Raw genomic sequence first — 20,919 nt, forward strand, 5'->3', positions numbered from 1 at the left:
GGCTAAAGGCAGCAACCCAGGTCAATTTCTGCAGATTTTGACAGTAATTACTACCATCATCTAAATAATTTTAGTAAATAAGCATAATTTTTGTACAAATATGAACCTTCTCATCCCGAAAATCTATTGATAAACGTCTATCTATTGATATTTATCGTAACGCGCCTTGATAATAATACAAAATATTTTACAGGTATTTGCTCCAAATTATCCGATCACCGATCAGGAGGAGCATGCAGACGGCGCCTTAAATTGCAGACCACCAGCTTACCACATGCCAAAGCGCTTGAACTGCACCGTATTGAAAATACTAACGTTTAAAAAAATACAAAATTGCGAATTATTTTGGATTTGCATAAGGAAGACGATAGCCGTACTTCTGTTCGGGTTTTCATCCACTGAAACGCCAGCACGAGGATTCCGTAAATTCGAGATCACTGAGGGTAGCTCCCTCTCCGACGTCCATAAGGAACGCTCCCTACCCAGTGCCTCCCGCGGCCAGATCTCGCAGAAGATGCAGTCCGAGAAATCGGGTTCCTCGCCTAGCCTCAAAGTCTCGGCTGTACCTAGCGGAAAGCTTTCGTCGGCCACCACTCCCCAACAATCTAGCTGCTGGGATGGCCAACCCAGTCTCAAGGTCGTTCGGGCATGACTGCTATTGCGTGGAGACAGGGCCCAGGCTCACCGTATCAAGATGTACCTGCAGCGTGTCGCCCGCCTTCAGCAGATCGTCCTTGCCAATTTCGGCCGTCGATGCCTTGCCGGCGAGGATACGGGTCCGGAAGAAACGGATGCCGATCTGCAGATTACCGACCTTGTCGATCAGATGTTTCGGCGCAATCAACGTGGCCTCGTTCACCAGCGCGTCAGCGCGCTCAATATCGAGCATTGTGTTGGCCAGAGAAGCATGTGCCTTTTGTAGATCGTTAGCGACCTCGGTCTTGAAGCTCGTCGTCAGGTCGGCCTCGTCGCGCTCGGCCTGATTGATTTCCAAGCCGGCGGTAAGGCGAGCGATCTGCAGATCCAGAACCCGCCCCTCGATGTCGGCCACAGAACGATCGAGCTCGAGCGCGCGGCTCGCGACGCTGAGGCCCTTTCCGACCAGAGACCGGATGTCTGTCAGCTGCGACTGGGTCAGCTTGGCCTGGCGGTTCAGATTGGTGGTCTTTTCATCAATCGTCTTGAGTTGCTCCTGCGCCAGCTGCTTGCGGCTTCTCAGGCTCTCGATCTGCGACAGCCGAGCCTCGCGGCGCACGTCGAGCAGTTGCTGCTCTTCCGCCAGAAAGGGCGCGATGGCCGCGCGCTCGCTTTGAAGCACTTTGGCGGCGACGTCGACCGACGACTCGGCCTCTGCCGTGAGACGGGCGATCTGCGCCTTGAGGCGGCCGGCTTCCTCCTGAGACTTGGTCCGGTCGCCCTCGGCGATGATGACGTCGCGCTCTAGGCGCATCGCGCCGCCGGCGCCGCGATAGAAGCCACCGACCACGGCCACGGCGTTCAGCGCCGTGAGACCCGGCGTGTATTCGACACGGCCGGGCGCCTCGACCCCGCCGATGACATAGACCGGCGACCGGGCAAGCACCTGAAGATTGACGTCGGGCCGCGCGGGGAGACTCAGGCCCGTTTGCAGGCGGTTTGCGATGCTGCGCGCCAGATCGGCGAGGGACTGCGAAGCCACGTCAACCTCGCCTACGAAGGGGATCAGTAGCTTTGCGTCACTGGAGACAGTGTATTCGCCACCAATCGCCGTCCATTCCTTATACTCGCTTTTTGCCGGCTGCCACTCCAGTACCTTAATGCTCAGCCTGTCGAGTGCCTCCACCGCATCGTAGCCCTCCTGCGCACATGCGGCGGAGGACAGTGCGCCGAAGATGGCCAAGGCCGAAATAAGGACGGGTAGCTTGAACATTGCGTGTCCCTTGATAGCCAAAAGAATGTGGCCGACAATCCGTATCATCGTACCAACAAGAGCTCTAGCATACGGACCACTCGACGTACGAATCGGCAGGGCTTCTCGCCTGAACAGGCTATTCTGCTTACCGACAGACGGAATCCATCGCCACGCGCGGACGCTTTGGGGTGGGCATTTTTTGAACCAGCAAATTTTTGGCTTGTTCGCAAAAACCAATCCACGTACATTGCAGCGCAGCATAAACGTATCGTAGGTAAGCGTGCATGGTAATGGCGATCAAGATCAATGAGCGCCAGCTTCCAGACAGCGCCTGGTTCCTTTCCGCATTTTCGAGTTCTTGGATCTGATGTTTGGTCGCAAGGTAGCTGGCGCCGCGGCACTCATCGGGATTTTTCAGCTTTTTGCAAAATCCATGGACCTTTTGTCTTTGGTGGTGTTGGCGCGCGTACTGACCCCCGCAGATTTCGGTCTCGTTGCCATTGCGGTTTCCGTGTTGTTGGTGGCCAATGCAAGCACCGAACTACCGGTCGTCGACGTTTTGGTGCAACGGCCCGAGATAACAAAGGACGATGTTGATACGGCTTTCACGCTGACAGCACTGCGCGGCTTGCTCGTTTCGATCGTCATCGTGGCGTTAAGTTGGCCGATGGCTTGGTTCTATGAAGATGACAGACTGATCCTCATCCTGTGCGTCATCGCATTGGCACCATTGGCACAAGGGCTCGCGAGCCCGGCGATGGTCTATTTCATTCGGCGGATCGAGTACGGCCCCACAGCCCGGGCAGCATTGATTGGCAAGATCTGCAGCATCATTCTGTCGCTTTTAATCGCATTGTGGTCAGGCTCCTATTGGGCATTGATCATCGGATTGATCTCTCTGCAGCTGACGACAACGCTATGCACACATATATTTGCGCCCTGGCGACCCAGGCTGAGACTAAAGGGTGCGCGCGCTATCCTTGGATTTGCCGGGTGGGTAACCCTCGCGCGCATCATTTCAACATTGAGCTTGCAGGCGGATCGTCTTCTGGTTGGACGAGTGCTCGGAAAAGCGTCTTTGGGATTTTACTCGATGGCCAGCGACATTGCTTCGCTGGCCACTTACGCGATTGCAGGACCTATTATGGAGCCGGTGTTTTCCGGTTTTTCTCGAATTTCTGACGATATTTCGCGCCTTCGTCGGGCTTACATGAAAAGCCAGCAAACAATGATCATGGTCGTTCTGCCGTTTGGGGTAGGACTTGCCGCGATCGCCGACAATCTAATCCCATTGATCATGGGTAACCGATGGGAAGCAACGGTGCCAATCATCCGTTGGCTGGCACCGGTTATTGCGCTGCAAATGATGAGCGTTCCGGTGCAAGCGGTGAGTATGGCCCTCGGATTACCGAAAACACTTGCCCTCCGAGAGGGAATAGGCCTTGCAATCCGGCTTCCGGCCACTTTGCTAGCGGCGGTGTACTTCGGCCTAATCGGGGCGGCGGTGGCAAGATCCCTGACCGGACTGGTGATCATTTTGATAAACCTCGCAATTGTCCGCGGCATCATAGGCCTGACGGTGCGAGCTCAACTCTTGAACGGCTGGCGGAGCATCACCAGCGCGGGTTTTATGGCGGCCGTGCTCATCGGGATCGACGTGCTGCTTCGTAATGAGCAGCAGTCAGCGGCCGTGATTCTGGCCATCCAGATTCCGGCCGGCGGGGTGGCATATGTCGCCACGCATTGTGCATTATGGCTCGCTCGCGGCCGGCCAGATGGGGCTGAGCGGTTCGTTTTCGATATTCTTTTCCGGCGAAAGGGCCTGTACGCATAATGCGTTCGAGCTGGAACTGCTTAATGAAAGAAGAATGAAATGGTCACTCGCGTAGGTCTACTGACACTTCCTCTCCACAGCAATTACGGTGGAATCGTTCAGGTCGTCGCGCTCTACCAGTTTCTCGCGGACAATGGGAAAATGCCGTTGTTTCTGCGCAAAAAGCCGATCAGGCCCATGCTACAGCGACTGGTGGCGGAAGTCCTCTGGAGACTTCCTGGCCAGAACATTGGCGGGGCGCGTAACATGGAACGTCAGCGTGCAGTGCATTATCCGTTTATCGATCGGTTCATGCCTAACGCAACAAAGTCTCTCCGCACTTCTCGGGATTTCGGGCGGGCTGCGCAGCAACATCAGCTCGAAGCTGTTGTCGTCGGCAGCGATCAGGTCTGGCGACTTGATTACCATGGGGACGCTTCGCCGATGACTTATTTTCTCGAGTTCGTCGATCCGGCTGCCGTACGCAGAATTTCCTATGCTGCTTCCTTCGGGCGAAGCTCCTGGTCTTTTCCAGATCATACCGAGACAACAAGGCGACTTCTTTCACGCTTTCATGCCGTCTCTGTGCGAGAGAAGTCAGGTGTCGATATCTGCAGAGAAGCTCTGGGTCGGCCTGACGCCCAAGTTATGCTGGATCCTACGCTTCTCGTTGATCCGGCGTTCTATGAAAAGGCAGTTGCTCCTGGCGTAGCATTCACCCAACGGACGGTCCTGAAATACGTTTTGGATCAAAGCGAGACGGTACAGAGTGTCACAGCCTCTGTGATGAAGGGATTGGGAGGCGCCAACGCTGCTATCCGATCAATCTCACCAAACGACCAAGCCAAGCCAGTAGACATTCCTCATTGGTTACAGGCTTTTCGTGACGCTGAATTTATTATAACTGACTCATTTCATGGGACGATTTTTGCGATACTTTTTCAAAAGCCGTTTGTTACCGTGCCGAACCATGAGCGTGGCCTGGATCGTTTTATAACGCTCTTAGATTGCCTGGGCTTGAGCAATCGTCTGCTGACCAAGAATGAACTTGACAAGGTCGAGACAGTCTTAGCTGCAAACATCGATTATGACGCGGTTAAGGGCCGCCTCGAACACTTACGGGTCCAATCGGCCAACTTCCTTCTCGCGGCCTTGGCGTGAGCCAAACGAAAATTCCTTCTTGTTGGCCTGATCCCATTAAAGTAGTATTTTCGCCTTCAAGCATCATCTTAGTAAGAAGGCCCGACGGATATGGGTCATGGATCGCTTCGATAGCGACGACGCTTTGAGGACCAACTTATAGAGCAGAATGTAAGGAGCCATTTTTTTCTCATATTGCTTGTACGTTCCCCCTGCAGCACGCACCTCGGCAAATACTCGAGCTGAGTTTTGAGCAATCTTCCAACGCATATCGTAGATCGCTCGCCGAGCTATATCCGGCGCTAAGGCCGGCTTGACACGTTTTACAGGCATCCAGCGCCCCGAATCCCGGCGACGTGCGAGACGGTGTGCCAAGCCCTCGCGGCGGTGCCGTATCCCAGAAGCCTGACTTTGAATCACGTCTGAAACGCTTATAGCATCGAGAGTCACATCACCGCGAGCAGCACCTTCCTTAAGAATACGGTCGAGATCCCCGTTTCTGGTCACTACTACATTCGTGCCTCGATAATCCGAGACAAAGCCAGGAAGCCAAGCGTCACCGACCACTAGATCCGAACATTCCGCCAAAACATCGTCGCAGAATTCGCAAGCTTGGTTTTTAAACTGACCCTCACCCCAATCCTTACCCCGGACCTCGCTCATCGGCCATGGCCCCTTTAACGTATCGGGCTCCTCAGCAGTACGGAATGTAAAACCGTATTCAGATGCTTTACGTCCCTTTATTTTGTATCGAAAGTTCAGATCAACAAGGGGAGCATTGTTGCCACCCTTCTGCCATGCTAGATAGTCTGCAAAGTATTTGCTTTTTAGATGTCCGCAGACAAGCCCTATACAATATGGAATTGACTCTCGGGAAATAATTCCCGCACCTTGCATAACCCTAATACTTTTGATAAAGCACGGCAAGCCAATTACAAGGTACCTTTTAGGGGATTTTCTTAATGTCTCCAGAACGGTCGACATCTCAATGGGGTAATAACGTGACTTTGCACCCTCCATTACCTCGTCAGGGGTGCACGAGATTGCATAACCGTACATAGGAGCATCTGGAACATCATTAGCCATGGGCTTAACATGCAATACTGCATCAACGATACCACGGTTCAAGAGTTCAACTGCCAGCCAACTAACAAGCCCTCCCGAACCGCCGCTATCACGGTAGCTTCCTTGGGTCACGAACGATGCATAAGTGGATAGATACTTCCCAATCTGAACATTGCTCGGCAGATCGGGAAATAAGTCCTCCGCAATTTCGCTTTCGTTCTCGGACGATCCCGTCATCGGACAGATGTGTGAGGCGTCAATGAGCGAATTGTTTGTTAAACGTTGAGCCTCAAAATGTCCGGCAAATGACATGCCGATCTTGAACTCATCCGGGTATGCGAACGCGCAGGCGCCGCATCCAATACAATTTCCGGAGAGAATTGCATTATCAATTTCATACATTAACTTACTTTCGTGCATGATTTGCCAATTCGGCTATATCATTCCATGCCATCGGACGCCTAAGATCGAAACGCCTTAGCAGAGTGTGGCGAATAGAACTGGAAATATGCCAAAGTGCAAGCCCCTTACTCATCGGGGTTCTGCGTAAGCTGCATAATATAGGAAGTGACTTGGCTGCAATATTAAGACGACTTGAAATTAGATTGCCGTCCAGACCAATCGCCGCGTAGGGGATACCGCCGCCGAATGTCGTTCCGAAACGAGCCGTCACTTCTCTGATGATCGGATCATAACTATTTCCATCGAAGCCTTGAAGGTGCATCTGCAATCCAACCGGCTTTGTATGTCGAACGGATATGGTGTCGATGATTGCAGAACGAAACCAAGGAACGTCGAATATCCGACACCATATTGTATCAATTCCAGTCTCATAGCCAGAATCGAATAGTGGGATAAGCTCTTTCAATTGAGAGGAAGAGAAGAATGGGCACATCATTTCGATATAGTTCAGGTATCTTAACGTAAAGTTTGGCTGCTTAAGGACGCAAGCATACGAAAAATAGCTATCCCAACTCAAGCTTGGTTGCCAAATATCCAGACGATGCTTAATGCCAATCTCGAAGAGCGCATTAATTGCTGCAGCATTCGTCTCGATGTCATCATCTATTAACGCAATATAGCGATAGCGGTCAAAGATTTCAGGATTCTGTTTAAACAACGCTGAATATCCCGCCACTTTCCTACCCGGAAGGGAAATGTAAGAGGCTCGAGGATGCTCTATGCGCGGCGCTGTGTCTTGATACGCCGTCACCAAAATATCAAAATCCACGCAATCCGAAGGCGCCAACCAACTCGGATGCAACGAATTCGCCCCGGCGCGCACGATTACTAGATTTTCACACGAGCGATTCATAGAACGCTCTCCCTTCGAACCATATTCAGGAAGGCGTTTTCACACACGAGAAACATCTCAGCTTCGTTTGGCGCCCTTTTATCCAGAGATTGATTTTTTAAGCGCTCCACCTCGAAACTTTCGAAGCGCCTTTGGAAACGCAGGACTCCAAGCATTGGATGAGCGGAGTCATTTGCGCAACCCGTGATCAGACCATTAAACGGCTGCCGCTTCATAATGAAACTACCGAACCGGGCGGGGCAGCGCGTTGCATCATGTGTCGGCGTCGGAACTCGTAGCTAAGCCCTCCTGCACCGATCGCCATCATCAACCCATATCGCAGAGCACCCTGCGCTCCAAAATCAGCTGTCGTTCCAATCAAGAGTTGGACTACGAACGACGGCGCGAGTCCGTAGCGCAGTCCGCTCTGGATCACCGCCCCCTCACGATCGGCAGGATCGGAACGACGGAGCAGCGACTGCAACACGAAGGCGTAGAAGAGGATTCCGCCCAGGAGGCCGACGCTGCTGAAGGTTGCGACCAGAACGTTCGAAGCCCGTGTCGCCCCCAGGCCAACGCCAAATCCATAGCTAGCCCACAGGGCTTCCAGCGAAACGGCCGTCCACATGTTCCGCTCGACGAAGGAAGATGTCTCCGATTTCTTGAAGACCATCTCGTCGACAGCCCCGATGACCTTATCGAGCACCGTCGGCTCGAACAGCAGCAGAAGCGCGACCAGCGCCGTGCCGGTGACAACCAGGGAGAACTCGATACCAAGATAGCGTCGGCGCAACGGATTATACTGCCGATCGACCGCTCGCATGAGCCACTCGATGGTCGCCATGAACAGGAACACGGCAAGACCGACATAAGCCGCCGAGGACGTCGAGATGTAAGAGAGCACCAGAAGCATTCCGAGCAGGGGCGGAACGCAGACGTCGCGTATCCGCTGATCTGTCATCCCACGGCGAAGGAAGTACAGCAGGCAGATGTAGGAGATGCACAGGCTGCCGAATGAGGAGGCCTCCGGCATCAGGCCGACGACACGCTTTCCGCCCAGAAGTTCTGCATCCACCAGCAGAGCATAGCTCGCCGTTCGAAACACATCGAGGAAGGGCCCGATGGGAATGAACTGAGAGGCATAGTCGATGAGACCCGTCATCACCGCCACGAAGGCGCCGAACACGAGTGCGTTCAACAGTGTCTGCCGCCGTTCTGGAGATCTGAGCGTCTGTGCAAACGCGAAAGTGATCAGCACGGAGATTGTCAGATATGCCAGTTGGGAAATGTTCTGAATGGAAGGAGCGAGGGGAGATTGACCCGCCTCGGTCACTTTCAGGCTGACGACCATGATCCGGCCGGCAAACAAAGAAGGCGCGAAGATCGTCACTACGACGGCGACGACCCAAAATGCCGACAGAAGCGCGCCCCGCCGGAAGCTGAGCGCGGTAGCGAGTGCAATACGCGCACGTTGCGTATTGGCAAAGGCCTTCGCAACGATCAACACGCCGGTCATCGTCCCTGGAGCGAATGTCAGGCCGCCGGTCACCTCCGTCGGGATAACGGCGAGCGCGCCGAAAGACAGTGAAGCTGTGAACAGATAGATCAGAATGGGCCGCACGGAAATTAGGCCCCAAAGGGCAAGCGACCAGTAAATGACTAGCGGAATGGCTACCAAGGGTCCGCCCTCCTGGCGACCGAGTCCGACCGAGGCCACAGAACGCTGGCACGCGTAAGAATCGTCACTGAGCTCGGGTCCAGGAAACGTTCATTCTCGACCTCTTTAAACGCAGCAACAATTTGCGGCCGCACTCGATCTTTCTATCGCGGCGCAATATGCCACTACCCCAGTTCAGTTCCTTCTGCAAAGCCAATTGGATCAAAGGGGATTGGTCGGCTTAGCGAGCAGGCCGCCTCTGTATGCTCCGTGCAACGGCTAGATCGCTAACGGCGACCAATAAAGCACAGTACCATAGCCAGCTAGCATTCTCGGCCGACGTGTCTGGTGTTGACCAGTGCGCGGATCAGCACTTGACATCATTCACTGAGCATATCAAAGATCTTTTCGATTACATGCGCAACACCACAAAATTAATCAAATTTGAGAAATCCGCTCATGAGCAGAAATCTTTCGCTATATCTAGATTTTCTTAGATTGACAGCCGCATTGGCCGTTTTGATTGCCCATGCTCAGGGATATATCTTACCTGTTATTCCGAATTTAATCGCAGCACACGCCGACGAGGGCGTTGCTGTGTTCTTTGTCCTTTCAGGCTTCGTCATTCGTTACGTATTGGTATCGAAGGAGACGCGCTGGCAGTCTTACGTGCTGGCACGTGCTAGTCGAATATTTTCCGTTGTAATAATCGCTTTGGTTGCAACATACATTATCGACATGATCGGCTTGCTCATCAATCCTGAGCTATACCACAGCATTATTTTCTTCAATGACAATTATTTTGGCGCACTTATTAGAGCACTTACGTTTACCAACGAACTATGGCTGCACCAGTCAGTCTTCGGCAGCAATCAGGCCTACTGGTCGCTTGGATTTGAAGTTCCCTATTACGTGCTCCTCGGCCTGGTGTTCTTTCTTCCGCTTCGCCTCGCCCCCCTCGCTGTGCTGGCTTGGGCTGCGGTATTCGGCCCAAGAATTCTTTGCTTCCTGCCATTGTGGTTGCTTGGCGCTTTGACCTTCGACCTTGTTGCCTCCAACGCACTACGCACGCGCAAAGCCGGCATGGCGATTTTCACCCTGTCGATCCTGTCATATTTCGTCATGCGCTTTGCCTTCAACGACTATAAGTTACCAATCACCTCATGGCCGAAACCAGAGGAGTTGGCTCTTTCGTTCTTGTACTATTTTGGAATAGCCTGTGTTGCGTCTGCGAACATCTTTGGGTTCAGCCGGCTCTTTCTCAAGGGAGACTGGTCTGCTTCGCGCAATGCGGCAATGGTTCGCTGGCTGGCCGGCGGCAGCTTTACGCTGTACATCGTCCATCAGCCGCTGTTGACGTTGACCGAGGCGATTTTTCCGTCGATTGGCGCCAACCCGGCCCTAGGCTTTACTGCCCTGCTGGCCATCGTCCTGATATGCTACGCTCTTGCTGAACTTGGAGAGCGCCGGAAGGGTTTCTACAAGAATGCAATCCTTCAAGCGGTTGCCTATTTGCGTCTGTTAGCTAGGAAGGCCAAGATTGCTGCCCATCACTTGTAGTTGTGGGAAGAAGTCCAACGACGTAAGGTTTTTCGGTATCGTCGTTTTAATTCCTTTGATAAGACTAGCACGCTGAATTTTTAAATGAGCGGGAGCGCGCACCGAGTGTTAGTTGTCGCCTACCCCGTGAAGCTAGCCCATTAGCATTCTAAAGCGGAATTGGCCTGCCCCATTAGGTGGTCCGGTTCAAATCTAATGCATTGTGGGCTTGTCGACCACGTTTGAGGTGGCCGGCGAAGCGGGTTGGGTTGGCGCAGCCGGCCACAGCACGGCGTTGGGTGCGGGCGGGCGGTAGCCGAGCGAGGAGTGCGGGCGCCGGGTGTTGTAGTGCTGACGCCAGCCCTCGATTATGATCCGCGCTTCGGCAAGGCTGTAGAACAGTTCGCCGTTCAGAAGCTCGTCCCGGAGCTTGGAGTTGAAGCTCTCGCAGTAGCCGTTTTTTAAGGGCTGCCCGGCTCGATGAAGGCGGTCTTGGCGCCGACCGCTGTGATCCATTCCCGCACCGCCTTTGCGACGAACTCCGGGCCATTGTCCGACCGAACATGCCCGGGCACACCGCGCAGGATGAAGAGGTCGGACAGGACGTCAATGACGTCCGTGGATTTGAGCTTCCGGTCGATCCTGATCGCGATGCATTCCCGGGTAAACTCGTCGATGACATTTAGCATTCGGAACTTCTGCCCGTTATGGGTGCGATCCTCGACGAAGTCATAGGACCAGACATGGTTGGGATATTCCGGTCGCAGCCGGACGCGGGAACCGTCGTTCAGCCAGAGCCGGGCTCGCTTCGGTTGCCGGGCCGGCACCTTGAGGCCCTCCTGGCGCCAGATCCGCTCGACGCGCTTCAGGTTGACCAACCAGCCCGCCTCTTGCAGCAGTGCCGTGATCCGTCGGTATCCGTAACGGCCATACCGCGTGGCAAGCTCAATGATGTCCGCTGTCAGTGCCGCGTCGTCGAGACGGCCCCTCGGGACCTTGCGCTGCGTCGATCGATTCTGCCCCAGAACCCGACACGCCAACCGCTCCGACACGCCGAACTTCATCACGGCGTGGTCAATGCATTGGCGACGGCGGGCGGGGCTCACCAGTTTCCCAAGGCGGCTTCCTTCAGGATCAGCTTCTCGAGGGTGAGATCGGAGACCGCCTTGCGCAGCCGCTCGTTCTCTTTCTCCAATTCCTTCAGTCGCTTCACCTGGTCGGACTTCAGCCCGCCAAATTCCTTGCGCCATCGATAGTAGGTGAAAGGCGTCACGCTGATCGTGCGGATCGCCTCCGACACCGATCGAGGTCGTGTCCCAGGACGTGGTGTAGGAAGCGGCCCCTGAGGAGTTGGCCATCACCGATCTTCGGTTAGGGTTCGCATGCGAACTCGAACCTTGAGCTAAAGATGGCGATGACCGATCCGAAGATCGGCCCTTCTGGATCTGATTGAGCAAGAGGCAGATACCGATCTGGTGCGCGAGATGCTGGCCTTTTCCGCCGGGCGCATGATGGATCTGGAGATTGAGGCCCGGACGGGAGCGACGGCGGGAACTCGCTCGCCGGACCGACAGAACCACCGCAACGGTTATCGAGAAAGACCCTGGGACACGCGGGCTGGGCGGATCGACCTCGCGATCCCGAAGCTGCGAAAGGGAAGCTACTTCCCGAGCTTCCTGGAACCACGCCGGACGGCCGAGAAGGCCTTGGCTGCGGTGATACAGGAAGCCTACGTCCACGGCGTCTCGACCCGCTCGGTCGACGACCTGGTGAAGGCAATGGGCGCCGGCGGGGTATCCAAGAGCGAGGTGAGCCGCCTGGTCTGCGAGATCGACGAGCGCGTAAACGCCTTCCTCTCTCACCCATCGAAGGCGAGTGGCCCTATTTGTGGATCGACGCCACCTACGTGGAGGAGCGCCAGGGCGGAAGCATCGTCTCGACCGCCGTCATAGTGGCCGTTGCCGTCAACACGGACGGACGACGCGAGGTGCTGGGTGTCGCGACCGGCCCTTCCGAGGCTGAGGTCTTCTGGAAGAGCTTCCTGCGCTCGCTGGCGGACCGGGGTCTTCGCGGCGTGAAGCTCGTCGTTGCCGACGATCACAAGGGCCTGAGGGCGGCTGCGTCCAAGGTCTTTGCCGCCACGCACCAGCGCTGTCGGGTGCACTGGTTCCGGAACGCGCTTGCTCATGTCGGCCCTAAACAGCGGCCCGCCGTCACCGCCATGCTGAAGACAATCTTTGTCCAGGAAACGCAGGAAGTGGCACGCCGCCAATGGCGGGACGTCGCCGATGCGTTGCGTGAGAAGTTCGAGAAGCTTGCCGCGATGATGGATGGATCGTGCGACGAGGTCCTGGCTTACATGGCGTTCCCGCGTGAGCACTGGCCCCAGATCGCATCCACGAATCCGATCGAGCGGGTCAACCGGGAGATCAAGCGCCGTGCCGATGTCGTCGGCATCTTTCCCAACGATGCCGCCGTCGTGCGCCTCGTCGGCGCGCTCATGCTGGAGACCAACGACGAATGGGCCGTCTCGCGTCGTTACATGACGCTGGAAACCCTCGGCGTCGTGAGCGATAATCCCCTCGTCAGACTGCCAGTCCTGGCCGCCTGACAAAATAACTCGACCCTGCCGAGATCGGTGTTCCTACACCACGTCCCGGGACACGACCCCGATCGACCCTGTGACAACAGCACGTCGACCTGCCTCAGCTTGGCGACGATCTCTTCAGGTTGGTGCTTCTTCTGCGGCATTTCTGGCATCCTCCAAAGGCTTGAAAGCCTACTTCACGGAGGACCACTTTTCAGGGGGCAGACCAGAATGACGTGCGGTTGCTCTGAGCTTTAGACCTCAATTAAATAGCGGCTTTGGTCAGTGAGACGGCAGACAAGGTTTTGCCGATGGGTCGCACAGAGCGTCGCGATGGGAGAGGGATCGGGTCCGTTCGCGACCGAAAGATTTTGCCACGTAGGCCCTGAAATTCAAGGGAATTTGCGAGCTATCCCGCCATCTCCGGACGCCATGTTCGCTGCGGATTCCTCCAGTCGATCCCGTCGAGCAGGCAGGCGAGATCCGTGTGTGTTCGAGCCACGACGCCGTCCTTGGCCGAAGGCCAGACGAAGCGTCCGCGCTCCAGCCTCTTGGCGTAAAGCGACAGCCCGACCCCGTCATGCCAGAGGATCTTCACCAGCGATCCGCTGCGCCCGCGAAAGACGAAGAGATCGCTACCATTCGGATCGCGCTTCAGCCCCTCCTGGACGAGGAGCGACAGACCCTGAATTCCCCGCCGCATGTCGGTGTGGCCCATCGCGATCCACACCCGCGCCCGCGACGGGATATCGCAACGCCTTTAGGACCGCAGCCGCCAGCGCCGGCGGCGTCGAGGCGGCAATCCGCATCCGACTGCCGCCCGGCAGGTCCACCACGATTGCCGTGTCATCGGCGGCCGCAAAGAGGGCGGACATCGCCCCAGGGGCCATCACAACCGGAACGAAGGCCGGCTCCGGCTTTGTGGCAGGCTGCTCGGTGCGAAAGCTGCGCAGTCACGACCTTAACTGCGAGCGAGAGATCCCGTGCCGCCTTGCCGTCGCCGACACCAGACGCGGTGCCCACTGGCTCTCCATCACGAACCGGAGCTTCTCGTCTTCGCTCCACGGCGACGACGACCCGTCTCCACGATCTCCAAACGCTCGAAGGCACTGTGCTTATGGACGTCCATACGCGGAGTCTCTTACCGCGCCGGTCAGTTCGAAAGGCGGTTTGAACCGTAGGCGTACGAAATTCCTGCATACTCAATCATAGATAGGGCGACATTAAGCCTCGTTGGCTTCGTCGGCTCGCGCCGAACAAGCACCTTGTGGGTAAAGCTTTGTAAGTCGGTTCTAGGCGGAGCGCGTCGATTCAAGCGGTTTCGCGTCGATCACGAAAGTCCGGAGCGGCACCAGTGCTAGCACTATCAGACCATAGACCACTGTGCCCGCGGCGATCTTTGCGGCCAGCAATGGGGCCGGTGTTAGGGATTGGCCAAACATTCGGGATACGAGCAGAACAGCAGCAATCAAAGCCGCGCTGCCAATCAGCGCGGGATAGGCGCCTTTGGCAATACGAAGAGGCGAAATGCCGCCGTAGCGAGTTTGTATCCACAAAACGACGGGCAGCAAAGCCGCCGCGAGCACCGCTTGCCCGACCGCTATCCAGAAGACGCCAAAGGACGCGCAGAGCAGAAGGACGATGATCGCGCTCATCGTATAGGCTGCCGACAGCTTCGGCACGATCGCGATCTGCCCGTTCGAAACGAGAAGCGGCTCCGTCGCGATATTGAGGAGTGAACACAGACCCGCGATGCTGAAGGCAAACAGCAGCGGCGCGGCGTCAATCCACTCAACACCGAGGAAGATGAGAATGACGTCCTGCGAAGTGATCGCAAGTCCGACAAACAGAGGCATCACCAGGAGGATCGTCGCAATGATCAGCTGGTTCATCTTCTCCGGGCCGTCCGGGCGCTGCAGGATCGACCAGGCGAGAAGCCGAAACGGCTCATTGATGACCTCGGCCATTGCCCCCGCCAAACGCCCCGACGCGCGAAACAATCCGGCGCTTGCTGGACCAGTGAAGATTCCGATGGCGAACAAGGCGACATTGTCATGCGCAAAACTGATCAGCCGCGTGACTAGTATCCGCGCCGAAAACTTCAGCGCCTCCTGCCTTTCGTCGTGCTGTGGGCTTTGAAGCGCAAACCAGCGGGAGGCCATCAGCGATCCAGCGAAGGTGATGCCGGTCGTCGCGATCTTCGCGGTGACGAGGCCGAATAGTCCGCCTCCCGCAATGAGGACGGTTAGGGCCGCGGCAAAGCCCAGCACCTCGCCGGCGATCTGGGCACGGCCAAGCGCCGCGAAATTATTGCGGCGAACCAGAATTCCCGATTGTACAGCGCATAGCGTCGTCAGGAACGATCCGATCGATAGCAGGCCCATGATAAGGCCGAGATCGGGTCGGCCTGAGCTCTGCTCGACAATCACGGCGAGGATCAGCCCGACACCCAACATGGCAAGCCCGCTGGCGAAGGCCAGAAAATGCGTTTGCGCCAACCTGTCGGAGCTGTCGGCCACCATGATGAACTCGCGCCAGCCTGCTTCTGCAAGCCGGGACAGACCGACACCAATTGCGGACAAGAGCGCAAATGTACCGAAGTCAGCCGGGGCGACGAAGCGCGCGGCGACGATGATGATGACGAATTGCGAAATCTGCGAGCAGAACCGCGCCGCGGCCAGCCAGCTGCCATTCGCCAGGCCCACCGAGACTTCCTGCACTGGGACTTCAAGCCCATAAGAGGCTTCTTCCACGGGATGATCGCTTCCCGTATGGCTCATGAGAGTCGATATTGCGCAGGACAGATGAGGGCAGCAGCGATGGACATACGGTTCGGCTTCTGACCTTTCGAGACGCGACCATTCTAAGCGCGATCTCAGTTTTTGCCACTTCAAGTTTTGGCGATCAACAAGCTATATCATAAAATGATACAGGAACGTTAAAAAATCTGCCGTGAACGACTGCCGCCTCAACAGTCACTCCATCTTATTTCAACCAGTATTGCAAAGCCAATCACCTGTTGATCTTAGATGTTATTATTTTTTCTGGGATATTTTAGTTTTAACCGTATTAATTTGGCGTATTTGTTATAGATTTTTTATTGTTAATTTTTGGTGCGACGTATTTTTAGTTATTTTCTAAAATATCAGTTATATTTCTATTTTTTTTATAATTCATTGGTTTTTTATTGAAAATTCTTTTTTTTCATACTTTGAGGCATTTTTGTTTTAATTGAAACGGTTTCTGTTCTTTTATAGAGTATTTTGAGTGGCTTCGAGGAGCAAGCCTCGACCGCTACATCACGGGAACGCGACTAATTAAAGTAGTTATTTGTTCAGCGAGCTTTATAAGCCCGAAACAGCGGAAATTTACTACACGCCCTCCCAACCTCGGCTGACCACCCGTGGAAAGCGCGTCAGCCGCCCGAAGCATAAGGGCTGAACGATCTAGCGGGTCGCAGCGGCACACCGAGCGCTGCTGGCGAGCTCGCGCTGGAGCTATTGCCACGTTCTTTTAAAATACGACGGAAGACGTAACCAGCGACAGCCATCAGGCCAGGTATTGCGATGCCAGGGGATCGTAAAGCTTGACCTTGGCGGCAGGCACATTGGTCAAGACAACCCCCAGCAGCTTTCCGTTGATCTCGGCACTGGACCGGCTCAGTTTCTGAAGAAATGACACCGGCGTGCTCCCCCAGCCGACCACACAGACGAATGCATCAAACCATCCAGCAAGTGCGCGCGCCTCAGAAATAGGACTGGCCTGCGACAGGTCGGTGACAACGAGATCGAAGGCGTTGTGCCAGTCAGGCAAGCGATCGCTTGCAGCTTGCTGCTTAACGCCACTCAGCCCCCGGCCAGTCGCGATCGGCAAGAAGGCCAAACCGGCCTCGAGCTTGACGACAGCCCTTTCGAAAGCCACCGATCCCGCCAGAACATCCTGAAGGCTCGGTGCGCCTTCCAGTGAGAATGTCTTGGTCAGGCCGCCGTCCTGGGTATCGCCATCGACCAACAGGACGCGCAATCCGCCCGCCGCTTCGCGACGTGCGTAGGCGAGCGCGAGCTGTGACCGCTCCAGGGAGGGCTGAACGGAGACAAATCCAAGGGAGCGGCTCCGACCGCGGTGTCGAATGTCCATCGCTATGCGAATGGCCTTGAGGCTTGGCTCGAAACGATCCTGCCCATATGTCGGCGTGACGCGGCGCCAGATCCGCCGCCGCAGCCAAGAGGACTTACCGCCCCCCTTAACGTATCCAAGAAATCCAAATCCAGCGGACTCCACCTCGCTTGAGGAACGGAAGCTCGCATCCAGCAACTCTCGGGCAACTCCAATTCCGCCACCTACACCAATACCGAGCAACAGCGAGAGTGCCAGGATGATCTTTTTGTTGGGAAAGATCGGGTTCGACGGCAGATCAGGTTGCGAGATTAGGCGCCCGGTAGTTAGCGACAAGGTCTGTTGCTGCACAGCCTCCTGGTATCGGGCGAGATAATCCTGGTAAAGTGCGGTATAGGAGGTGGCTCGCTGCTCCAAGCCACGCAGCTGAACCTGCAGCGTATTGTCGACCTGCGATTGCGCCGTTGCGGATTTAACTGAATTCAGGATCGAGTCCGCTTCCGATGTCGCGAGCTGTAGATCATTTCGATAGCCCCTAAGAATTCTCCTCGCCTCCTCCAAGACCAGCCCAGACAGCCTAGTGACTTCGCTCGCCAAAGCCTTCGCCTGCTCGTTTTCAGCCCCCCAGCGCGCCGTGACTTCGCGCTGGCGTTCACTGGCTTGCAGATAGTCGCTTCGGAGGGTCTTGATCGGAGCCGTTTCCGAGATGTCGGCAGATGAGGCGGCAATGCCAAGAATGGTCTCGGCATCGCCGCGATCCAGTGCATCCTCGAAAACCGAAACGCGGGCTGCCGCTTTGGTCATATTCGATCTCGCTGTTCCCAACTCCACATTGAGCCCAGAAAGTTGCTGATCGGAGACAAGACGACCGTCGGTCGAAACGAGGTTATTGTCCTTTCGAAACTTTTCCACCGCGGCATTTGCTTCGAGCGACTGATCCCGCAGCGTATCGATACGCCCCTCAAGCCAGCTTCCCGCATTGCGGGTCGCCTCGAAGCGCGCGCTCAGTTGGTCGGTCAGATAGGCGAGCCCGTAGGCCCGGGCAATCTTCTGGGCCACGACGGGATCGGGGTCGGACGCACCGATCTCGAGCACGAAGCTCTTTTCGACCTGATAGACCTTGACGCTTTTTTGAACGGCACTGACAACTTTGGGATCGATGTTCAGCTTCACCAGATCCTCGGCACTGACCGCATTTGCCCTCGGCAATGCGGCAGTCTCAAGGGGCACCTCGCCGCTCATTCGAAGGCGCTTCAAGCCGGGATCGTAGGTCAACTGAAGATCATTGATGACACGACGCGCAACAATGTCCGAACCCACAACGGCCAGTTGCGTGGCGATATATTCATCGGCACTGGACGGCGCGATTTCTCCTGAAATCTCTGTCAACAGTTTACTTCGGTCCTGATCGAGCAGGATACGAATGCTGGACGTATAGGTCGGCTCGGCAAAAAGTAGAAAAGCAATGGCCAGTGCCAGTCCGACGGCGCCGCCAAGCAACGCGGCTGGATAGCGGCGCCGAACTATGCCAAAGATCTTTCTGATATCAGCCTGCGGATCACCCACATCAAGCTCACTGAGCATGTTTTCGCCGCGGATGCCAACTGTACGATATTCCAAGCCTATCCCCTGATAGCTACCTCAGCTGGCTTGGCTTGCGGCGGTCGCCAGCCATGCTCACCACGAGTATTTAACTCTTTCGTTACGACAACAGATCTGACCAGTACATCACTATAAGTTTGCAAGACGAGTTGCGGACTTATATTTTCAAGATATATTCAGCTTATGCGCATTCAAATCGCGGATGCCCTAAATATGCGATTTTAAGCTCGACATGATTCATTTGCATTGCAGCATAGAAGGTCAAGCGATTCAAGAGAAAGCGACGGTACTGCACCGCGGCGACCATCATGACGATAGCATTTCGCGGTCTGGCGAAGCATGATATTCGGTGGCATAGTTAATCCTGCGGCCTATCGCGCCTGAGTGCGCAAGATCGACATCATACTGAAAATGTGTCTCAAACGGGTTTTAGCGCCTTAAACGCCCTGAAATTGCCGATAGACCGAACGACAAATGCCGTGTTAGGGCCTGACTTCGGCCGATCGATTCGTGATAGCTCGACCATATCAATGGGCGCATCAACGAATTGTGATGGTTATCACCGTGAGCGCAGGTCAGGACTGCTAGGCGAGGCGCAGCTGCAAGGGTCCATCCATTTTAGCCTTCATCTACGGCAGTGGGGGCGATCGCCGGCATGGCAAGACCTGACGGGAGGTGTGATACCGTCACTTCTCCAGAGAGACACATGGAGAGCTCCGTGCAGATTGACAGACGAACGCTATTGGGTGCCGGAGTTGCCGCGGCTGCGACAAGCGCGTTATCAACAACCACTGCTTTGGCCGCGGACGCCCGCAGATTGACACTGACATCACCAATCAAGACTGGCACGGTCACGGTCGATGCACACGGCTGCGTCGCCTACCCGGACACGATCGTCCCTGCCGGCAAAGTCATTGTTTTCGCCGGCACCTATGCCGGGACATTCAAAAACATCATGATCTCGGTGCCCGGTGTATCGCCGTGGGGCAGTGGTGTTCAGGACGGCAAAGGTGGCTGGACCTGCACGATGGATCTCAGCGAAGTACGAACTGGCCCGCTCAACTGCCGTGTTATAGCCTGGTATGACGATTGGGTTGAAAAGGCGGTCAACCTGGATTTTACGCTGCTGATCGACAATCCAGCCATCAAGCGCGCCGACCCACCGGTTCCCGCTGCTGCCGCCGGGATGCTGCAGGTTCTTGCGGATGATTTCGATGCGATGCCGGAAGATAGCCAGTGGGCGTTCGGCGTGCGGCCAGATGGTTCACAATGGGGATCAAATGCGCACTTCACGACAAAGGAGGGCAATCTCGACGAGGTCTTCCAAACCCCCATGCCATCCGTCCTACGCATACGTGCCGTTTACGATCCGAATTTCAAAGACCCGCAGAACTGGAGCCGCAAGTGGCGTTCCGGGATGCTCTGCACTGCATACGCTGATGGTCGCCCACCAGTTGCTGCATTTCGCAAAGGCTATGTCGAGATGCGGGCCATACTGCCCCTCGGCAAAGGCATGTGGCCGTCGATGTGGGCTTGTCAGTTAGGCGCGAGCGAGCGTGGCATGAAGACCAACCCAGGCACCGAGCTTGACCCGCTGGAGGGGTATTGTCAGACGCCTGATCCCGGCAAATACTACCTTAGCAGCGGCGCAATCGAGTGGACCGCCGCTGGCAAGACGGGCGAGATCGATGGCCCACGGTTTAAGAAGAGCTTCGACGCCACATCTGATTGGCATGTCTACGGCGCCGCGGTCGATGAGACTGAAATGACCGTCTACGTGGACGGGATTGTCACTCAGACTATCAAGCTCCCGAAGTCGACGTCCAACGATAAATTTTTTTGGATGTTCGATAATACTCTTGGCGGCGGCTGGCCGGTTGGGATACCGCCGGCTAAATATACTGACATGTGGATCGACTACATCCGCATTTACTCGGCAGATTGAACGGAGACGCGCTCGCGTCTCGGGGCTGCCTCAGATAAAAATATTGTCGGCGCGACAGCCTTGCCCGTCCGCCGCAGGCAGTTATAGTTGCGGCAAGGATTCCCTGCCGCAGTCGCATTAACACCAGGTATCGAACTCGCCGAGCTGATCGAGCGATACATCGGTTCCGACGCTGCGCATCGAGCGAACACCGACGAACAGCATCGCCATCGTGACAATTATGTGGGGTATGATCCAAAGCATTGGTCTATCTCTCCCGAACTCGATCAT

Annotated in this window: 11 protein-coding genes and 2 pseudogenes; 5 read left to right on the forward strand and 8 right to left on the reverse strand. The window is 55.7% G+C overall.

Features of this window, described 5'->3' with window-relative positions; translation table 11 throughout:
* Nucleotides 1-655: 655 nt before the first annotated feature.
* Nucleotides 656-1,909 carry a polysaccharide biosynthesis/export family protein gene (locus tag ACZL02_RS23785; RefSeq protein ID WP_472941200.1) on the reverse strand — a complete coding sequence of 418 codons (1,254 nt, stop codon included), beginning with the start codon at nucleotides 1,907-1,909 and terminating at the stop codon, nucleotides 656-658.
* Nucleotides 1,910-2,258: 349 nt separating this feature from the next.
* On the opposite strand from ACZL02_RS23785, the gene ACZL02_RS23790 reads away from it, so the two are divergent.
* On the forward strand, nucleotides 2,259-3,725 hold the full coding sequence (locus tag ACZL02_RS23790; protein WP_472941226.1) for a lipopolysaccharide biosynthesis protein: 1,467 nt from the start codon (nucleotides 2,259-2,261) through the stop codon (nucleotides 3,723-3,725).
* A gap of 39 nt (nucleotides 3,726-3,764) precedes the next feature.
* The gene (locus ACZL02_RS23795; protein WP_472941201.1) at nucleotides 3,765-4,865 is read left to right on the forward strand and encodes a polysaccharide pyruvyl transferase family protein; all 1,101 of its coding nucleotides are present in this window, start codon (nucleotides 3,765-3,767) and stop codon (nucleotides 4,863-4,865) included.
* Nucleotides 4,866-4,928: 63 nt separating this feature from the next.
* Here ACZL02_RS23795 and ACZL02_RS23800 read toward each other — a convergent pair whose 3' ends face one another.
* The 3 genes from ACZL02_RS23800 to ACZL02_RS23810 form a co-directional block, all read right to left on the reverse strand.
* Nucleotides 4,929-6,311 (reverse strand): Coenzyme F420 hydrogenase/dehydrogenase, beta subunit C-terminal domain, encoded by a 1,383-nt coding sequence (locus ACZL02_RS23800; RefSeq protein ID WP_472941202.1) that lies wholly within the window; start codon nucleotides 6,309-6,311, stop codon nucleotides 4,929-4,931.
* A 4-nt stretch (nucleotides 6,312-6,315) separates the two neighbouring features.
* Nucleotides 6,316-7,140 (reverse strand): hypothetical protein, encoded by an 825-nt coding sequence (locus ACZL02_RS23805; protein WP_472941203.1) that lies wholly within the window; start codon nucleotides 7,138-7,140, stop codon nucleotides 6,316-6,318.
* A 295-nt stretch (nucleotides 7,141-7,435) separates the two neighbouring features.
* Entirely contained in the window at nucleotides 7,436-8,881 is a 1,446-nt protein-coding gene (locus ACZL02_RS23810; RefSeq protein WP_472941204.1) for a hypothetical protein, read from the reverse strand.
* A 438-nt stretch (nucleotides 8,882-9,319) separates the two neighbouring features.
* On the opposite strand from ACZL02_RS23810, the gene ACZL02_RS23815 reads away from it, so the two are divergent.
* Nucleotides 9,320-10,420: an acyltransferase family protein gene (locus ACZL02_RS23815; RefSeq protein WP_472941205.1), complete on the forward strand. Its 1,101-nt coding sequence runs from the start codon at nucleotides 9,320-9,322 to the stop codon at nucleotides 10,418-10,420.
* 192 nt (nucleotides 10,421-10,612) lie between these two features.
* Here the strand turns inward: ACZL02_RS23815 and ACZL02_RS23820 are convergent.
* A pseudogene (locus ACZL02_RS23820) lies at nucleotides 10,613-11,705 on the reverse strand (IS3 family transposase); the annotation flags it as partial.
* A 115-nt stretch (nucleotides 11,706-11,820) separates the two neighbouring features.
* On the opposite strand from ACZL02_RS23820, the pseudogene ACZL02_RS23825 reads away from it, so the two are divergent.
* Nucleotides 11,821-13,010, forward strand: a pseudogene (locus ACZL02_RS23825) (IS256 family transposase).
* Nucleotides 13,011-13,395: 385 nt separating this feature from the next.
* On the opposite strand, the gene tnpB reads toward ACZL02_RS23825, so the two are convergent.
* The 3 genes from tnpB to ACZL02_RS23840 all read right to left on the reverse strand — a co-directional run bounded on the left by tnpB (nucleotide 13,396) and on the right by ACZL02_RS23840 (nucleotide 18,722).
* On the reverse strand, nucleotides 13,396-13,716 hold the full coding sequence (gene tnpB, locus ACZL02_RS23830; protein ID WP_472941206.1) for an IS66 family insertion sequence element accessory protein TnpB: 321 nt from the start codon (nucleotides 13,714-13,716) through the stop codon (nucleotides 13,396-13,398).
* A 562-nt stretch (nucleotides 13,717-14,278) separates the two neighbouring features.
* Nucleotides 14,279-15,766: an oligosaccharide flippase family protein gene (locus ACZL02_RS23835; protein WP_472941207.1), complete on the reverse strand. Its 1,488-nt coding sequence runs from the start codon at nucleotides 15,764-15,766 to the stop codon at nucleotides 14,279-14,281.
* A gap of 769 nt (nucleotides 15,767-16,535) precedes the next feature.
* Complete coding sequence (locus ACZL02_RS23840) at nucleotides 16,536-18,722, reverse strand: Wzz/FepE/Etk N-terminal domain-containing protein (protein ID WP_472941208.1); 2,187 nt, start codon at nucleotides 18,720-18,722, stop codon at nucleotides 16,536-16,538.
* A 700-nt stretch (nucleotides 18,723-19,422) separates the two neighbouring features.
* Here ACZL02_RS23840 and ACZL02_RS23845 point away from each other — a divergent pair.
* Nucleotides 19,423-20,649 (forward strand): family 16 glycosylhydrolase, encoded by a 1,227-nt coding sequence (locus ACZL02_RS23845; protein WP_472941209.1) that lies wholly within the window; start codon nucleotides 19,423-19,425, stop codon nucleotides 20,647-20,649.
* The last annotated feature ends 270 nt before the right edge of the window (nucleotides 20,650-20,919 follow it).

The organism is Mesocryomonas fontinalis, from assembly GCF_055730125.2.

Excerpts from the sequence above, each read along its gene's own strand:
- ACZL02_RS23785 (WP_472941200.1), bottom strand. The coding sequence starts at position 1,909 with ATGTTCAAGCTACCCGTCCTTATTTCGGCCTTGGCCATCTTCGGCGCA.
- ACZL02_RS23790 (WP_472941226.1), top strand. The coding sequence starts at position 2,259 with ATGTTTGGTCGCAAGGTAGCTGGCGCCGCGGCACTCATCGGGATTTTT.
- ACZL02_RS23795 (WP_472941201.1), top strand. The coding sequence starts at position 3,765 with ATGGTCACTCGCGTAGGTCTACTGACACTTCCTCTCCACAGCAATTAC.
- ACZL02_RS23800 (WP_472941202.1), bottom strand. The coding sequence starts at position 6,311 with ATGTATGAAATTGATAATGCAATTCTCTCCGGAAATTGTATTGGATGC.
- ACZL02_RS23815 (WP_472941205.1), top strand. The coding sequence starts at position 9,320 with ATGAGCAGAAATCTTTCGCTATATCTAGATTTTCTTAGATTGACAGCC.
- ACZL02_RS23835 (WP_472941207.1), bottom strand. The coding sequence starts at position 15,766 with ATGAGCCATACGGGAAGCGATCATCCCGTGGAAGAAGCCTCTTATGGG.